This window comes from Ruegeria sp. N8 (assembly GCF_056531325.1).
Map to the genome: position 1 here is coordinate 21,173 of NZ_JBQFLQ010000016.1, position 16,814 is coordinate 37,986.

Genomic DNA, 16,814 nt, shown 5'->3' on the forward strand with positions numbered 1-16,814 from the left:
ACGGTGAGTATGGGGTGACTCACGACCCAATAACTGCAAAAATAAGAATATGATAAGACATTCCGACGAAATCCAGAACAACGACAAGCTTGCCGCCCTAAGCAGATTGCTGGCGGACGCTCATCTGGATGGATCCGATAGGCTTCAGGCCTTCCTGACGTATATCGTCGAGGAAGAACTCGCTGGTCGGGGAGATCAAATTCGCAGCAAGACTATCGCCCAAGATGTTTATGACCGCGACACCTCAGAGGGGACCGACCCGGAAAATATCGTTCGCGTCGATGCACGGCGGCTTCGTCAGTTCTTGGAACTGCATTACGAGGGTATTGGTAAGGATGATCCGGTAAGACTGTGCATCGATAGCGGCGGATATAGGCCGCGGTTCGAAATCGTCTCAGAAACCCGTTCAGTATCAATCTCAACAAAAACCAAACGCATTGGACTACCCTTGGGGGCGTTCACCATAGGGGCCGTCGTTGGTGCGTTGGTCGCAGTTGGTCTTGCCCAAGATGGACAGGAAACTGCTTCTGCTAAAGTGAGTGGTTCATCAGAAACTGACACGGACGCATACTTGCAGCGCGCGGCAATTTACGAGAAATCCCCAGCCGCGTTACAAGCATTCAATTTGGCGCAACAAGCGCGGACAATGATATTTCCGATCTTCGACCGACAGCGGCAGCTACTTGTTCTGTCTGTGTTTGAGGGCGTGATCGAGATCGACCCAGATTATTTCGGTGGATATGCCGGCGCAGCGCAGGCACTCGCGTCACTTGCGGTGATAACTCCGCCATCCGATGCCAAGACCGAATACGCTGAAGCCGCTATGAAGCTGGCGAACCAGGCGGTAAGCCTTGCCCCAGATCAAGCCTGGAGCCAGTCTGCTAAAAGCTGGGCCAGTTTTGCCAATCACGATTATGAGGCTGCGCTGCAACTCAGTAGACGCGCATCAAAACTTGATCCGAATGATGGAGCAGTCCTCGACTTTCTTGGCGCGGTTGCCATGTTTTCAGGCGAATTCGAAGAAGCTATTGAAACAGCAGACAGGCTATCTCTGCTGGATTCCAGCAACCAAAGATTTGCAAATCGAAACATTTCCGGCGCGACGTATTTTCATCTGGGTGAATATCAAACAACGGTAGAGCGCTTTGAAGAGGCAAAGCAACTTGGCGATCCACTCAGCGCTCCTTCACTAGCTTATGTAACGGCAGCGTTGTCAGCTATGGGGCAAGACTATGCGGCTAAAGCCAAACTGGCTGAACTTGAGCGCGCATGGCCGGAAGCGCCGATAGATGCGATGCTCAAAAGTATCCACAAAGATGTCGAGAACGCAGAGGCCGTGCTACGCGAGTTACGAAAACAAGGCTGGGTTAGCCCAATGCGATAGAATTGCGCACAACAGCGGGGCGGAATACGAAGGTCGAAACAATCTCCGCTGGCGCAGGTCCTCCGGTCAAAATTCCTAAAACCAGCGCGAAGTTGAGATCGATAGTGGGAAGCAAGGTAAGCGACGTCTTCTCAGATTGCGTAAAATTTGCTTTCTTGCGCAATGCCGTCGCCAGTGCGGACTGCAGAAACTGGTATCTTTGGGCTCTCAACAGCCATTCGCTGCACTAGGAATGAAAGATCGCTCCACCTTAGCCTTTAAACAGCACCCCCGCCAGTACCAGCGACCACCCGTCAGAGCCCGGAACGACTAGTCGGTGACCGAGCCAGAGCCTGTGAACGGGTCTCTAGTGGTCTCGAAAGGTGTCCTACAACCCCAGCCAGTTCAATCATACATGGAACGGCGGAATGCCACAGGGGCTCAACTCTCCGAGAAATGCCCGTTTATGCCTCGGCTGTTCTGGCACCCTCTGACCTCTCGTCTTTCATGAATTTTTTAGCAGGGGTCCTATGGGGGCGGGGAATAGGTATATGTAGTGAACAGAAACCGAAGAATAGAGAAGCCCGAGTATCCTCGTTTCTGATCCACAATATGTAGAGGGAGGAGGAGGTTGTAGGGGAGATTGAGGACCCATAGCACTCGCAGCCAACCGACGTTCACTGCTGGTTAAATCACGTAGCGGTGAATTCATGATTGGGTTTTCAATTGATCACGACCTGAAGTCATTCACCGTTCAGCCACGAGACCGTCGACAATCAAAAGTTTGCGACAGAATCGAAGCTGAATTCCGAAGCGAAAAAGCTGGTCAATGATGACGGCGGTGCGCTTGTCCCGATGATTGCCAACCACATCATGAGTGTCAGCAGCACTCTGACGCAGGGCAGTATCGCCGCAAATAGGGAAATGGATGTTGCCAAAGCTCACGAGCGTTGTTGGTTTGCCTAATAGCGTATTTCCCGTCCGACGGTCTGACACCGGTAGATTTCTTGGCCTGCAGCGATAATTCTTGTCGCTTGCAGGCCTTTTTGTCGCGAACGCGCTTGTCTCTTGTCGAAAGCTGGGCAAGCTCGAAAAATGAACCGGAATCGTACTACAAAACGTCTGGACCGCCGTGCCACCGGCTGTAACCTTGTTCCGCAACGGATGTGATCACCCGAAAGGGCGCTCTATCTGCACGAACTCAGGCGAATTTGGAATACCACGTGACCGCTCAACGCTTGCGCTTAGCCATTGATACTGGTGGTACATTTACGGATACGGTGCTTGTATCCGGCGACGAGACCATTGTTGCCTCGACCAAGACTTTGACCACCCACCAAAACCCCGCAGATGGGGCGATGGAAGGCGCGCAGCGCGTCATTGCCCAGTCCGGGCGCGCGTTGAGCGATGTAACAGGCTTCATCCACGGCACAACGCTGGCAACCAATGCGTTGATTGAACAACGCGGCGCGGTTGTGGCGACAGTGACGACTGAAGGCTTCCGGGACATCCTGGAGATCGCGTACGAGCGGCGCTATTCGCAGTATGACATCAACTTGGAAAAGCCCGATCTGCTAGTACCACGTGAACGGGCACTGACCGTTCGGGAACGTATGGCGGCAGACGGCAGCGTCCTGATCCCTCTCGAAGACGACGCGATTGATGCGCTGATGGCTGATCTATACGTCAGCGGTGCCGAGGCGGTCGCGATCTGCCTGATGCATGCCTATGCCAATCCCGAGCACGAGCGCCGCCTGCGTGACATTCTGGCCGAAAGACGCCCGGACCTGACGGTCTCAATCTCGTCCGAAGTAAGTCCCGAGGCGCGCGAGTTCGACCGACTCTGCACCACTGTTGCCAATGCCTATATTCAGCCGCTGATGGAAAGCTATATTAACCGGTTCGTCACCCGGTTCGAAGCCGAGGGCGTGACATGCCCGATCCTGATGATGACCGCCGGAGGCGGCATGTGCACCGAGCGGACTGCCACCCGATTCCCGATCCGGCTGGTGGAAAGCGGTCCTGCAGGGGGTGCTATCCTTGCCGCGCGCATCGCGGCGCGGGCCGGGATTGGCGATGTGCTGTCCTTTGACATGGGCGGCACGACCGCCAAGCTGTGCCTGATCGACAATGCCCGGCCCCAGACCTCGCGCCAGTTCGAGATCGCGCGGGCGGAACGTTTCATCAAGGGATCGGGCATGCCGGTGCGCATCCCGGTGGTCGAGATGATCGAGATCGGCGCGGGCGGCGGATCCATCGCCGGTGTCGACCGTCTGGGCCGTCTGACTGTCGGTCCGAAATCCGCCGGATCGGAACCCGGCCCGGTCGCCTTTAGCCGGGGCGGCACTGAGCCGACCGTGACTGACAGCGACATTGCGTTAGGCTATATCGCGCCAGATACATTCGCCGAAGGGCAAATCCAGCTTGATCCGGATGCCTCCAAGGCTGCCCTGACCCGAGTGATCGGTGAAAGGTTGGAGTTGGATGCCGTAGGCTCGGCAGATGGGGTCAGTCGCATCGTAGACGAAAGCATGGCTAGCGCCGGGCGCATGCATGCGGTGGAATCGGGCAAGGATCTGGGCACGCGTACTATGATCGCATTCGGTGGCAACGGTCCGCTGCATGCCAGTCGCGTTGCACGCTCTGCCGGTGTGTCGCGCATCGTGATCCCGCCTAACCCGGGCGTTGGGTCCGCAGTTGGTTTCCTGTTCGCACCTGTGTCGTTTGAGATCGTCCGCTCACGCTACTCCCTGCTCAACAGCATGGATATAGATGGCGTAAACGACCTTTTCGAAACAATGATTGCCGAGGCAAAGGAGGTCGTGGCCCAGGGTGCCAGCGGTACGGCGACCGAAACCCGGCGGACCGCCTTCATGCGCTATAGTGGTCAGGGGCACGAGATAGAAATCACGCTCCCAGACCGTGCATTGGGGGCGGATGACATCATCCGCCTAACCGCCGCGTTCGAGGATGAATATCGCAAACAATTCTCGCGCCCTGTGCCGGGAATGGCGATCGAGATTCTCAACTGGGCCGTTCGGGTCGCAACCCCAAACAGCGATGTGCCTCCGATGCCGGAAACACCTGATCGCCGTGCCTTTAACGTGGCCGAATGGCGACTCATTACCTGCGATGTTGACGGTGTTTTGAAAGACGCAGCCTTTGTTGCGCGCGCGGATCTGAAACCTGGTGATTTCGTTCCCGGCCCCGCACTGATCTATGAACCGCAAACCACCACGCTGGTCTCGGCTGATTTCTCGGCGCATGTAGACGCAATTGGGAATCTTGTCCTGATCCATGACCAGACAGGAGGCGCTTTATGACTGCTGATCTTTCTCCGGCCCACCTGCAAGTGATGTGGAACCGACTGCTGGCGGTGGTCGAAGAACAGGGGCAGACCCTGATCCGAGCGGCGTTTTCGCCAATCGTACGCGAGTGCGGCGACATTTCTGCCGGGATTTTCGACGAGCAGGGCCGGATGCTGGCGCAGGCCGTCACCGGCACACCGGGACATATCAACACCATGGCTGCGGCGGTTATGCATCTGCGTGAGCATTTCCCGGAGCAGACCATGAGACCCGGCGACATCTACATGACCAATGATCCCTGGCTTGCCTCGGGGCATCTGAACGACTTTCTGCTGATGATGCCGGCGTTCAAGAACGGCAAGGTCGTGGGCTATACCTCGTGCACCTCGCATCTGGTCGATCTGGGCGGTCTTGGCATGGGGCCCGAAGGGTCGGATATCTATGACGAGGGGCTTCTGATCCCCCCTTGCAAACTGGTCGAAGAAGGCACCCCAAACGCCCTACTGCTGAATATCATTCGCGCCAACAGCCGCGAGCCGATTGCAAACGAAGGCGACATCTATGCGCTGATCGCTTGTTGCGAGACCGGCGTGACCCGGCTAGTCGAGATGATGGACGAGTTTGGCATCGACGATCTGGACCGCTTGGGCAGCTATATCATCGACACGTCGCGCCATGGCACGCTTGAGGCAATCGCCGAGGTGCCGGAAGGCGTATACAAGAACGTCCTGAAGATGGACGGCTACGAAAATGAGCTGGTGATGCAAGCGACACTCACCGTCAGCAAGTCGGGCATGCATGTGGATTTCACCGGCACTTCAGGCTGTTCGCGCAAAGGCATAAACGTGCCGCTCAACTATGCCACCGCCTATACCGTATTCGCGCTGCGCTGCATCGTTGGTCCGGATATCCCCAATAATGCCGGGTCGCTGGAACCGTTTACCGTGGACGGCCCTAAGGGTTGCATTCTAAACGCCCAACGTCCGGTTCCAGTGGCGATGCGGCACACGCTGGGTCAGGTCACCCCCGATCTTGTGCTGGGTTGTCTGCATCAGGCCTTACCCGACGCGGTCCCGGCTGAGGGTGCAAGCTGCATGTTTGACCTGCCCATGCGTCACGCTCCCGAAGTTGCCCGCGACGGTGGCCGCGAGTTTGCGATTGAGCCGGTTCATAATGGCGGCACCGGCGCGCGGCCTCATGCGGATGGGCTGTCAGCCACCGCCTACCCCTCGGGGGTGTTTGGCAGTCAAGTCGAGATTACCGAGAGTGTGGCACCGGTGACCATCTGGCGACGTGAACTGCGCCCCGATTCTGGCGGCGCGGGCAAGTATCGCGGCGGCCTCGGGCAGCGGATCGAGATGACCTCGTCCAATGACGCGCCGTTCATCGTATTCCTATCGGTTGAACGGCTGAAGTTTCCCGCCCTTGGCCGCATGGGCGGGCAGCCCGGCGCGCCAGGACGCATCCGTTTCCGCGACGGCGACAACGACCTCCCGGGCAAGGGAGAGCTACGCGTCGAAGGCGGCGATTACCTGATCTTCGACACCCCCGGCGGTGGCGGGTTCGGCGCCCCTACTAACCGTGACCCCGACGCGCTGGCGCTGGACCTCAAACGCGGTCTGGTCACCGCTGAGGGTGCCAAAGCCTATGGAGGCGACGCATGATCCGCCCGGTTCCCCATGTGGATGCGATGGCGGCCTATGCGCTGGCTGATCTGGGTGGCGCGGGCGTCATCTCACTGGCCCAGAACGAAAGCGCCTTTGCCGCAAGCCCTAACGCAATCGCAGCTGGGCAAGCGGCAATGACCGATCTGCCGCTATATCCCGACCCGGAATGGCCCGATCTGCGTGCTGCAATTGCAAATGTGCACGGGCTGGACCCGGCACGGATACTGTGCGGCGCAGGCTCGATGGAGTTAATCGGTTGCCTGATCCGGGCCTATGCAGGCCTCGGTGACCAGGTACTGGGCACAGATTTCGTATACGCGTTTGTGTCCACGGCAGCGGCGCAGGTGCAGGCTGATTACGTCAAGGCCCGCGAGCTCGACTTGACCGTCTCCGTCGACGGCATCCTGGCTACGGTGATGCCCGAGACCCGGATCGTCTTTATTTGCAACCCCGGCAACCCGACCGGCACTTTGATCCCCAATTCCGAGGTTCTGCGACTGCGGGACGGATTGCCTAAAGATATTCTGCTGGTCGTGGATCAGGCCTATGCCGAGTTTTCCGATGATGCCCATGACCCCACCGAAATATTCGCCCTGACAAACCGCGGCGATACCGTGGTCATGCGTACATTCTCCAAGGCCTACGGAATGGCAGGCGCGCGCGTTGGATGGGGCTACTTCCCAACCGAAATCTCGGGTGTGATGCGCAAGCTTCTAAATCCCAACAACATCTCGATTGCCTCACAGACCGCCGCCGCCGCCGCCATGCGGGATCAGGCGCATATGCAAAATGTGGTCAAACGGACCGCCGAAATCCGCGACAAGTTTACTGAAGACTGCCGCGCAATGGGCCTGAACGTCCCGGAAAGTAACACCAACTTTGTTCTGCTGCGCTTTGCCTCGGATGAAGAGGCGCAACGTGCGGATGCGGCCCTGCGGGCCGAAAATCTGATGATGCGCGGCATGGGTGGCTATGGCCTCAACGACTGCCTACGCGCCACGATCTGTGAGGTATCGGTCATGGATCGCTGCCTGAAGGTGCTGAAAGGGGTGTTATTATGAGCTACGAAACCCGCCGGCGGGCCAAAATCGGCGTCCTGGTGCCTTTCACCAACACCAATCTGGAACCGGATATGGAGTTGATGCGGTCGCCGGATACTACCATCCATTTTCAACGCATAGGCGGCTATGACGTGGATCAGATCCCCGGCACGGAACAAATGGCTGGGCTGGGTGCTTCGGATATCAGCCATGATCTGCGAATGATCTCAGGCGTGCGCCCCGATGTTGTGCTTTATGGCTGCACCTCGGCCACTTTGACCCATGGACCATCCTTTGACGCCGACTTGGCACGCGAAATCAAAGAGGTATCGGGTGCCTTGTCCTTCACGGCGGCAGGGGCGCTTGTGGCCGCGATTCAGGCGCTTGGTGTGACCAAGATCGGTTTCTCTTCGCCCTATCTGGGCGAGATCAACTTGCAGGCAGTGGAGTTTCTAGCGCAAAACCAGATCGCAACCGTCAAATGTGCCGATGTAGGTCGCGAGCTGGGCAACTATGGGCAAGGCGAGCTGACCCCGGACGAAGTGTTCGATCTGGCCTGTCAGGCCGATCACCCCGATGCGCGTGCAATCGTTCTCAGCTGCACCGACATGCGATCAGTCGAAGCTGTTGAACGCATCGAGGTTGCGCTGGATAAACCAGTAGTCACCTCAAATCAGGCGATGATATTTTCGGTGATGCGTGCGTTGAAACTGCCGCGTCGAGGCAACGAGCCGGGCCGGTTGTTTGATCTGCTGTAGGTTGGCATGGACACAGAGTTACGCTCGCTAGGTGGAGGCGCCACTTTGGCTCTGTTACAAGCCTTAGGCCATTGACCATTGCGGCGTCAGCGCCGGTGCGGCGAACGGAAAAATCCAGTTGCAAATTTGTTCGTGACTTCTTCCCGATCACGATAAGACACGTCGTAAGTCAATTTCCTACCTCCATAGAACCTCCGCTAGAGGAGAGATCGGAGTGCGTCCGAATACCCGAAACCACTGGGGCATTTCTTGGAGGGATTAGTCCTAAGTGCCTAGTCTCGTTCCATGTCCTGATGAACTGGCTGGGGTGTTAGGAATCCTTGCCGTCCGATGAAACCTAAGAGCTTTTCCAACCGGTGGCTGAAACTGGGGCGATTGCGGGGGCATTTTGTCTGCTAGAAAGGCAGTTCACGAGTGCCGACGAGTGCTGACGAGACCGCTAAAGAACCGTTCTGGACCGCTGACGACTGGTTTCGGGGGCTGAAGGCTGGTCGCTGGTGTTGGCGGTTTGGGCGGCTGGTGTGGGTGTCCTTGATAGGAACATCAGGTGTTCTATGCGTTGCTCATTGTAAGTCTTCTTGAGTGAAAATAGCCTTGCTGCGACTATTAGAATTCACGAGGGGAAATCGTGCCGTATATCTGAAGGGCCATACGTGGCTGTTCAGACGCAACTATCCCGTTGATGTGGCCCTCGCGCTAGGCGCTCAGGCGCTGAAGTAGAGCCTCAAGACCAGTGACCGCAACATTGCCCGCGTCCGAGTCGCTGAGGTTAATGCGCGGTTCGAGACGCTGATGGAACGAGTTCGGTCGCAGGCAGAAGTAGCCCTGTCTGCCCCGGTGAGCACCGCTGACGTTCCTGATTGGGTCGATCAACCGGAGTCGTCTCTAATCAGTCTCCTGACCAATCTGGAGGATTCTGGACGTAATCTGGAGCGGTCACCGGCGCGCCCCGCGCGCTGATCGTTGTCGGGGCGGGTCAGCTGGATTGCTATAAACTGGTGTTAGAATTCGACTGACAACCTAGGCTCACTTCGGTGGACGACCTAAGAGAAAAATGGGAAATTTCTGCTCGTTCTCGGTACCAAATGACACAGGCCATGTCTCTGGGCCAACTATTTTCTGTCTGGACATCCATGCAGCGGCGATGAACACCAAAACTCCCGCGATAACTTCTGCGACATAGTGCGCGCCTTGCCCAAGAATTGCGGGCAACATCGGAATGTTGACCACTACGACGGGCCAGCGTACTGGGGTGTCCCATGCATAAACCAAGACCAAAAGAAGCATCACTGTATGGTAAGATGGGAACGCAATAAGACCGAGTTTCGGTGTCGGCGGCACGGTGCCGGCACCATCGGTGACTAGATGCCAAACTTCTGATTTAAAAAGTGAATTGTTGACCAATTGAAATTTCGCTTCGGCTTCGGGGGGGATAGTGTAAAAGATAGCGGGTCCAAAGCTGGGTGCGATAATCCATATGGCGGACAAGCTTTTCCAAGCGATGACCAGAACTGGGGCGGTTTCGGGGGCATTTCGAGGGTGAGTACAGGGCGTTTCTGACTGCGGTATAAGCACAACCCCATGATAGGTGAACCGACACAACACAAAGTTATTTGTACTTAACAACTGTACCTTCGCCGATGCGACCTCCCCAACTCATTGCACGTACTTTGACTTGAGATATGACTACATTGACAACTGCATCCCCGCCCAACTCAGCCGCGCTCTGTCGCAGCCGAGCCTCAACTTGCGTGACGGTCGGATCTTCATTGAACACTGTAGTTTTATTTACTGCCACTTTTATTTCTTGGATCACGGTATATTCCTGAGAGGCCGTTTTGCCGCTAAACAACTCTATCTGGTCCGCTGTTCTAGTCGCACCCGCTGCCGCCGTGATTCCAGAGTTGTTGATCCCATCTTCTTCCCACGTGCTTGAGCAAGCGCCAAGCAACGCAGCTAAACTTAACGCTGCAATCAACTTCAAAGTAATTGTCTTCATTTGCTTTCCCCCCACCAAGTTCTTTTCTCATCGTACCGTGAGATGCAGCTACCCCCCTTGATCTATGTCAACGATACATTCGAATAAAAATATATATTGAGGTACTTTCGGAGTTTCTTTTGGGAGGAAGAGATGGCTGATCTATTCATATTTCGCACTATTTCTGGAGCATTGGCTTGTACGGCCTTGACGGCTTGTTTGGGCAGCGAAAGCATTGACTCAGGGGCAACCGTTAAGCCGTTTAACGGTTTTTCAAACATTCCCGATAATGGAACGACTGACATAGACGGTCAGGCTGTTACGGCGAACTACGTTGCCGACCCCACTACTGGGGAAGTGGTAATAACTAACCCATCTGGACCGTCACAAAGCACCACCCGCGTAGTCACCAGAAACGGAACGCCAGTTGCATTGACAGCTAGCGCACCTGGATCGTCCGTTTCATTTGATACGAGAAACGGCGACACCAGGATCGATGCTCCATTTGTTACAGGCTATGTAACAGCTGATGGTCAAGATTCCGCGACGTTTATCAATTCCGGACAAGCTGGTTATGAATACCAGACCTATGGTGCATGGGTGACAGGGGCCGGCACAGGCGCAGGAACCGTTGGTGCAGGAAGTTATGGGCTTAAAACAGAAGCTACTGACGTTCCTGTTGGAGTCAGCGCAACATATCAGGGCGTCGGATTGGGAGTGGCTCGTCGTGCAGATGGCCAGCCATACCAAACAGTATCCACGGTCACAGTATCCACGGATTTCAACACTGCAAGCATCGATAGTGCGAACACGGCAGCTGTAAATCTCAACACAGCCGCAACGAGCAGTGCACCGGAACTGGATTTTAGCGGTTCAGGCACGGTTAGCGGCTCAGGGTTCACGGCAACTGTGACGGGAACGGGTACATCTGGCTCTGCACAAGGGCAGTTTTATGGTCCGTCTGCCAACGAAGTTGGAGGCACGTATTCAACTTCCGGTCCGGGTGGAGTCTGGCATATGGGAGCGTTCGGCGGAAATTGAGCAAAGAGCTGAATTGCGGCCAACGCAATACTACTCCGTTGCGAATAGTCATTAGGCATATGTGACACTTCACGCACCGTCCCCAAAAGGCGTGCACAGGGTCATTCAGATCGCAGAAGAAAACAATAATCCAGTGGGGTCGCGATGACTTTTTTGCGGTTGATCGTAGTCTTTTTTCTAACCTTTTGCGTGGTTCCCAGTGGAGCGAATGCATCAACCACCGATCCGGCCGCCACCGATGCCAGGTTCAAATCGGGGCTCGCCGCCACTAGCCGCGGTGACTACAGTACAGCAATTGCAATATACCTTAGCATTCTTGCGGAAGATCCTAACCTTACACGTGTGCGCTTGGAGTTGGCGCTGGCTTATTTCCTAAGCGAACAATGGAACCGTTCGCGGTCCGAGTTTTTTAAGGTGCTGTCGGGTAATATTCCGGAGCCTGTTCGACAAAAAGTTCTAACTTTTATTGCAGAAATTGATGCGCGGCGAGGGTTTGAGTTGGATTTTGAGTTTGGGTTAAAAAAATTGGGTTCTACGCGAAACTACGACACAGACCAGATTGAATTAGACTTCTTCGGGATACCTATACCAGCAACTTTAGATCGCTCCAGCAAGACTACATATGGTGTCGGATATTCTGTATCAGCGTTGTGGCGCAAAAGTCTGAACAGGCTTTCAACAAAGGATCGTCGGGTAATTGGCTTCGCAGAGGTGTTCTCATTTGGAGATATTTCAGATGAGAAATCGTTTCGCGACGTGACTTTGGGTGCGCGAGGCGGAGCCCGCTTGGTTTTTCCACGTACAACAGTTGTTTTTAGCCCAGTAGTCTCGACACGCTTCATTGCCGATGAACACTTTGAGGACAGGTTGGGTTTAGAGACTGCGTTCGAGACCAGAAACTCGCAAGCCGTTTCGGTGTTTGGTTCGATTTCAGGGTTTAAATTGAACAATAAATTCGATGATACCTTCAGTGGGCACACAGTGAATGCGAGATTTGGGGTACGGCGTTCATTTTTGGGGCGAAACACTGTTGGAATTGCAATCTTTGCTGAAACCAAATCAACCGATCGCGACATTGATACTTATGACATCGCAGGTCTGGAGGCTTTTGGCTCGTTTGACGCCGGTGCTGGATTTGTCATTGAACCTCAGGTCTATTTTGCGGTCAAATCGTTCTCTGAGACCAACCCACTTTTCTTCGGCAATCCTGACGAAGATCAGTATGGCCTGCGTCTCAGAATTGAAAAGCGTGACACAATATTAGGGAACGGGCTGATCCCGTACGTTGAGGGCAGTTACAATCGGGTGAAAAGTGGAATTGACGCATTCAGTTATGATGAAACTACGATTGAAGTAGGGCTGACCAACGAATTCTAGTTAGGGAGATTTACTGAACTAAATCAATAATATTGTGTTTCATAAGAAGCTCTGTAAGCAGAGACCATGCCGATCACCTAATTTAGCCCTTTAAGTGCCTACTGAACTGATATTTTTTTCGGCATTTTATTCCGTCACCTAACGTGGTTGTTCCGACAGCTCCGAAAAATGCCCATTTAAGCAAAGAGAAAGCAAAGCGAAGATCCCCCGGCAACCCGCTAAGGGCCGCCGAGGGTTCTTTCTATGAAGGTGGTCTTCGGTCGACGACATAGTCAGCCAACCATTGCCAGTAGGCTTCCGCGTCACGGAACCCCTGAGCCTGAGCAGCCAGATCTTCCGCCGCTTTACGGGTGCAACCGCCATCGTATTCAGCGATAGCAGCTCGTTCCTCGAACGCGTCAATGTCCGGGAAGCTCATGCCGGAAGTCTTATCTGGTCAACGATGGACCGACGCTGCTCATCACTAATGCGCGCCGAGTAAATCCCGTAGGTGATCCCGTTCTCCGACCGTGCTGATTGGTGACCAACCAGAGAAGCAGTGAAGTGCTCAGGAACACCCGTTCGCTCGCACTGGGTCACAAACCACTTGCGGGTCGAATGAAACACCAGTCCCTGTCGCTCCAGACCCAACCGCTGCCTCAGTCTCGCAAACCCCTTGGTGACGTGCGCCACGGTCAGGTTAGGGAACAGAGGGCCATGGCTAGGCAGCTGCCGGAAGGTCTCATCCAGCACCGGGTGAACCGGAACCAGTCTTTCCGCCGCGTCCGTCTTCAGTAATCTCAGTTCATTCGGTTGAACATGAACGAAGCAACCGAGATTGCCCTTAGTCACGAGGTCGTCCCGGAGCAGCCCGACCGCTTCCCCCGCTCGCATTCCTGACAGCAGGCAGGTCAGTAGAACCGGATGTAACTCCCGGTCCTTGGCTTGGAGCAATCGCACGACTTCATTGTCAGTCGGGACGGCATAAGGCTCTGGGCGCACCTTGCGATCGAAGAGAACAGTCCGAAACGGGTTCTGTTCCAGATGCCCCTCATAGACCACCCAGTCGAGGAAGTGATTGACCTGTGACCAGATACGTCGCTGGGTTCTGGCTGTTATGGTCACCGACCCCCGAGACGAGAACGCGACCAGTTGGTCCAGGGTTAACCCACGGGTCCGCTCTGACTTGCCGATCATTGGGGACAGTTGGGCTATTGCTGACAGGAACTCCCGCCCGTCTGCTCTGGTCAAACTGCAAACTGAACGATCAGCAAAGCGACTAGTGAATAACCCGACAGAGTATCGGACCGATTTGAACCCGCTGGGGCGAAGCTCGTTACTGCGCTTGTTCAGATAGGCCCGGCTCAAGTCACGAACCGGCACTTTCACCAGCACGGATGGTCCGGCAAAGCTGGACCGCTCCAGACTGCATCCAGAGTCCTCCAGAGTGGCCCGGAGACGGACGAGAGACGACTCTGGTTGGTCCACCCAATCAGGAACGTCAGCGGTGCTCTCTGGGGCAGACAGTGACTCCTCTGCCTGCGACCGCACCTGTTCGACCAGCGTTTCGAACCGTGCATTGACTTCAGCGGCGCGGACGCGGGCAGTGTTACGATCCCCGGTCTTGAGGCTCTGCTTCAGCGCCTGAGCGCCCAGCGCAAGAGCCACGTCAACGGGATAGTTGCGCCTGAACAACCACGTATGGCCCTTCAGATAGGCATAGCGAATGTGAGCAGACATAGGTCTCCTCCTTTCAAGTTTGGAATGTGGGATGGGTTCAGTTGGTTGAGACGAGTCTGACGATCATCTCGAGGGCCGGTTCGCCGTAGGTTCCAGCCAGAGGGCCAGTCACAGCAAAGCCGGTCACGCAGTCTTCGAACACCTCTTCCACACGGAACAGATGTTCAGGGACGTCATCGAAGGCATGGATGACCACGACGTCACCGGGGTTCAGCTCCAGCTCAGTCATCGTCGGACTTCCACGTCCAGAGGACCGCCAGCAGAACCAGAGCTGAGACAGCGGGGTGGGACCGAGAGACCACCCAGATCATCGTCGTCAGGACGGCCTTGGGCGGTGGGTGCAAAAGAAAACCCCCGACGAGAACGCCGAGGGCAGACAGGTACTTCATGGATCAAACTCCTGCAGTTGCTTCTTTATTTAGATGCAGGAGGTTCCTCGGTTTTCTGGGGAACGGACGTTCAGGGTTGCTGCGCGAATAGCGGGTTTGCGGGCCGAAGCAGACTACTCCATTGGGCAATGTCGCCCACTCAAACATAAAACAAAGCGGCAGTCGATTTCCGCCTTCGTGAAACGCAATTGGCTGTGGTTTGCCCGACTAAGTAGCGCTGAAGCACTCTCCTTTGACCTAAGTCAAAGTGCGGAGTCGGATCATGTATTACATTCAAACATTGATATACATGTTTGCTCAGGGGGGGGGATATGGCTTATTGGAGCGAGATTCTAGGAGGATTGACAGGGAAGCGACTAGGCGGGAATGACGTCTACAAATTACCTGACGGTGAAGGTGGAACGGCACTGGGTGATGCTGAGTGGATTTCAGATTTTGGCGTAGGTGGGAATGATATTCTTACCGGAGCCGACGGAGCAGTTAAAAACACCATCAGGGGCGATGCACACGCCTTGATTGACAAAACATCTGGCGGTGATGACATCATTTATGGTGGCTCTGATGTCGCGTTTAATGAACTTTCTGGTGATGCTGGGGCAATAGGTGATTTCGCCGTTGGTGGTGACGATACTATTTATGCGGGAGAATATGCCACGATTAACATCGTGTATGGCGACGCAGGTAGCAATTGGAATTTTGAAAACGATGTTGGGTGGTATGGTGCCTACGATCGGGCCGTTGGCGGCAATGATACGATCTTTGGCGCTGACACCGCGACCAAGGATGTGCTGATCGGTGACTTTGACCAAATGCGGGACCGAGCACGCGGTGGGGATGATGTAATTCATGTCGGGGCCTCGAGTGTAACCGAAGCCTACGGTGACGCTCTTATCATGTCTGACCATTCCAGTGGAGGTGACGATCAGATTATCGGCGGGTTCGACGCCACTAATATCCGAGCGTTCGGGGATACCAAGTACGCCTACGGCAACGTCGAGTTTGGAAATGACATGATCTCGGTTGGCGGTATTAGTCCTACAACGAATACGAGGCAGCTAAACGTTGTAAGTGGTGACGCTTGGGAGTTCGGCGGCGATTTAGTTGGCGGAAACGATACTCTTATTGGCGGTTCAAATCAGGGCGAAGGTCCTGAATTCGATGGAACGGCGAACTTTGACGGCGTTACTAATTCTTTAATTGGTGATGCACATTATCTCAACGACTCTTCTTCGGGCGGGGACGATACAATCTTCGGTGGAGAGAGGGCAGATTTCAACTGGTTGTATGGAGATGGCCCTCAGATGTCAGGAGATTCTACGGGCGGAGATGATATTTTATATGGTGGCGATGCCAGCGAATTTAATAATCTCTATGGGGACGCCGACACTCTTACGGGAACGTCTTCGGGCGGAAACGATGTCTTGTACGGAGGTGACAATGTCTGGATTAACACACTTTCAGGCGACGGCTACCTGATGTCAGGGAATGCAACAGGAGGAGACGACATCCTGATTGCAGCGACGGCGTTCTCCAACACTCTAATTGGAGACGCCCGTACAATGTCTGACTTTACCGTCGGCGGAAATGACACACTTATCTCGAGCAGCAGTAGCGATACAATGTTCGGCGATGCGGTAATTTTGGGTGTAGATGCGGTAGGCGGAGCAGACGTCTTTGTTTTCAGTCCATCAGGAGTCACTGCAAACGACAGAATTGGCGACTTTCGGCAGTCGGATGGTGATCTTATTGATGTTAGTGCCTACGGCATCGACGACATCGAGGACTTGATAATCTACGACAATGGCACTTCGACAACGGTCCTTTTTGAAACAGAAGGAACGATCGAAGGAGTGGTGTTACAAGGTTTCGGAGATTCAACCCTACTCACTGAAGACGATTTCATCTTCGTTTAAGCTTAAGTTTTGGAACTGTGATCACAGAACGTAGCTGTCGGAAATGGCTCACAAACTAAATAAGTTCACGCGGAAAGAGTTTCTGTCGTCTGAGTCGTGATTGAGCTCACTCGAGTTCAAGCATCTTTTTGGGCTCTCTAGCGGTCAGAAATGCCCCGTGCTCACCCTCGAAATGCCCCCGCAACCGCCCCAGTTTCTAAGGCTTCGCTAAAAAGCCGATAACAATCATCGGAGGGCAAGGATTCCTACCACCCCAGCCAG

14 protein-coding genes are annotated in these 16,814 nt (G+C 54.8%); 8 read left to right on the plus strand and 6 right to left on the minus strand.

The genetic code is table 11. The features are described 5' to 3' along the window. The first annotated feature begins 49 nt into the window (after positions 1-49). From ACR0C5_RS18810 to ACR0C5_RS18830, 5 genes are all read left to right on the plus strand, one after another. Entirely contained in the window at positions 50-1,384 is a 1,335-nt protein-coding gene (locus tag ACR0C5_RS18810) for a tetratricopeptide repeat protein (protein ID WP_480878401.1), read from the plus strand. A 1,202-nt stretch (positions 1,385-2,586) separates the two neighbouring features. After that, positions 2,587-4,686, plus strand: a complete 2,100-nt coding sequence (locus ACR0C5_RS18815; RefSeq protein ID WP_480878404.1) for a hydantoinase/oxoprolinase family protein — start codon at positions 2,587-2,589, stop codon at positions 4,684-4,686. Beyond that, positions 4,683-6,335: a hydantoinase B/oxoprolinase family protein gene (locus ACR0C5_RS18820; RefSeq protein ID WP_170775641.1), complete on the plus strand. Its 1,653-nt coding sequence runs from the start codon at positions 4,683-4,685 to the stop codon at positions 6,333-6,335. Before ACR0C5_RS18815 ends, ACR0C5_RS18820 begins: the two co-directional genes overlap by 4 nt. Then, positions 6,332-7,399, plus strand: a complete 1,068-nt coding sequence (locus tag ACR0C5_RS18825; protein ID WP_170775639.1) for a pyridoxal phosphate-dependent aminotransferase — start codon at positions 6,332-6,334, stop codon at positions 7,397-7,399. Before ACR0C5_RS18820 ends, ACR0C5_RS18825 begins: the two co-directional genes overlap by 4 nt. Next, on the plus strand, positions 7,396-8,136 hold the full coding sequence (locus tag ACR0C5_RS18830; protein WP_170775625.1) for a maleate cis-trans isomerase family protein: 741 nt from the start codon (positions 7,396-7,398) through the stop codon (positions 8,134-8,136). Before ACR0C5_RS18825 ends, ACR0C5_RS18830 begins: the two co-directional genes overlap by 4 nt. Before the next feature lie 1,026 nt (positions 8,137-9,162). Here ACR0C5_RS18830 and ACR0C5_RS18835 read toward each other — a convergent pair. After that, positions 9,163-9,741, minus strand: coding sequence for a phosphatase PAP2 family protein (locus tag ACR0C5_RS18835; RefSeq protein WP_480878420.1), 579 nt, complete (start codon positions 9,739-9,741; stop codon positions 9,163-9,165). Positions 9,742-9,745: 4 nt separating this feature from the next. Further along, positions 9,746-10,135 carry a hypothetical protein gene (locus tag ACR0C5_RS18840; protein ID WP_480878407.1) on the minus strand — a complete coding sequence of 130 codons (390 nt, stop codon included), beginning with the start codon at positions 10,133-10,135 and terminating at the stop codon, positions 9,746-9,748. Between the two features lie 132 nt (positions 10,136-10,267). On the opposite strand from ACR0C5_RS18840, the gene ACR0C5_RS18845 reads away from it, so the two are divergent. Together ACR0C5_RS18845 and ACR0C5_RS18850 are read left to right on the plus strand one after the other, a co-directional pair. Beyond that, a complete protein-coding gene (locus ACR0C5_RS18845; protein WP_480878409.1) occupies positions 10,268-11,155 on the plus strand; it encodes a transferrin-binding protein-like solute binding protein in 888 nt (295 codons plus the stop codon). Between the two features lie 144 nt (positions 11,156-11,299). Continuing rightward, on the plus strand, positions 11,300-12,532 hold the full coding sequence (locus ACR0C5_RS18850; RefSeq protein WP_480878411.1) for a tetratricopeptide repeat protein: 1,233 nt from the start codon (positions 11,300-11,302) through the stop codon (positions 12,530-12,532). Positions 12,533-12,773: 241 nt separating this feature from the next. Here the strand turns inward: ACR0C5_RS18850 and ACR0C5_RS18855 are convergent, their stop codons facing one another. From ACR0C5_RS18855 to ACR0C5_RS18870, 4 genes are read right to left on the minus strand one after another with little or no spacing between them, the layout of a single operon-like run. Then, a complete protein-coding gene (locus ACR0C5_RS18855; RefSeq protein WP_480878413.1) occupies positions 12,774-12,950 on the minus strand; it encodes a hypothetical protein in 177 nt (58 codons plus the stop codon). Further along, positions 12,947-14,251 (minus strand): DUF6538 domain-containing protein, encoded by a 1,305-nt coding sequence (locus tag ACR0C5_RS18860; RefSeq protein WP_480878415.1) that lies wholly within the window; start codon positions 14,249-14,251, stop codon positions 12,947-12,949. The genes ACR0C5_RS18855 and ACR0C5_RS18860 overlap by 4 nt, the downstream gene beginning before the upstream one ends. A gap of 37 nt (positions 14,252-14,288) precedes the next feature. Beyond that, on the minus strand, positions 14,289-14,480 hold the full coding sequence (locus tag ACR0C5_RS18865) for a hypothetical protein (RefSeq protein WP_170554962.1): 192 nt from the start codon (positions 14,478-14,480) through the stop codon (positions 14,289-14,291). Further along, a complete protein-coding gene (locus tag ACR0C5_RS18870; RefSeq protein WP_170554964.1) occupies positions 14,473-14,640 on the minus strand; it encodes a hypothetical protein in 168 nt (55 codons plus the stop codon). The genes ACR0C5_RS18865 and ACR0C5_RS18870 overlap by 8 nt, the downstream gene beginning before the upstream one ends. A gap of 311 nt (positions 14,641-14,951) precedes the next feature. On the opposite strand from ACR0C5_RS18870, the gene ACR0C5_RS18875 reads away from it, so the two are divergent. Further along, entirely contained in the window at positions 14,952-16,553 is a 1,602-nt protein-coding gene (locus ACR0C5_RS18875; RefSeq protein WP_480878417.1) for an autotransporter outer membrane beta-barrel domain-containing protein, read from the plus strand. The last annotated feature ends 261 nt before the right edge of the window (positions 16,554-16,814 follow it).

Coding starts and splice junctions, on each gene's coding strand:
- ACR0C5_RS18830 (WP_170775625.1), top strand. CDS start 7,396: ATGAGCTACGAAACCCGCCGGCGGGCCAAAATCGGCGTCCTGGTGCCT.
- ACR0C5_RS18870 (WP_170554964.1), bottom strand. CDS start 14,640: ATGAAGTACCTGTCTGCCCTCGGCGTTCTCGTCGGGGGTTTTCTTTTG.
- ACR0C5_RS18810 (WP_480878401.1), top strand. CDS start 50: ATGATAAGACATTCCGACGAAATCCAGAACAACGACAAGCTTGCCGCC.
- ACR0C5_RS18845 (WP_480878409.1), top strand. CDS start 10,268: ATGGCTGATCTATTCATATTTCGCACTATTTCTGGAGCATTGGCTTGT.
- ACR0C5_RS18820 (WP_170775641.1), top strand. CDS start 4,683: ATGACTGCTGATCTTTCTCCGGCCCACCTGCAAGTGATGTGGAACCGA.
- ACR0C5_RS18825 (WP_170775639.1), top strand. CDS start 6,332: ATGATCCGCCCGGTTCCCCATGTGGATGCGATGGCGGCCTATGCGCTG.
- ACR0C5_RS18840 (WP_480878407.1), bottom strand. CDS start 10,135: ATGAAGACAATTACTTTGAAGTTGATTGCAGCGTTAAGTTTAGCTGCG.
- ACR0C5_RS18850 (WP_480878411.1), top strand. CDS start 11,300: ATGACTTTTTTGCGGTTGATCGTAGTCTTTTTTCTAACCTTTTGCGTG.
- ACR0C5_RS18855 (WP_480878413.1), bottom strand. CDS start 12,950: ATGAGCTTCCCGGACATTGACGCGTTCGAGGAACGAGCTGCTATCGCT.
- ACR0C5_RS18860 (WP_480878415.1), bottom strand. CDS start 14,251: ATGTCTGCTCACATTCGCTATGCCTATCTGAAGGGCCATACGTGGTTG.
- ACR0C5_RS18865 (WP_170554962.1), bottom strand. CDS start 14,480: ATGACTGAGCTGGAGCTGAACCCCGGTGACGTCGTGGTCATCCATGCC.
- ACR0C5_RS18875 (WP_480878417.1), top strand. CDS start 14,952: ATGGCTTATTGGAGCGAGATTCTAGGAGGATTGACAGGGAAGCGACTA.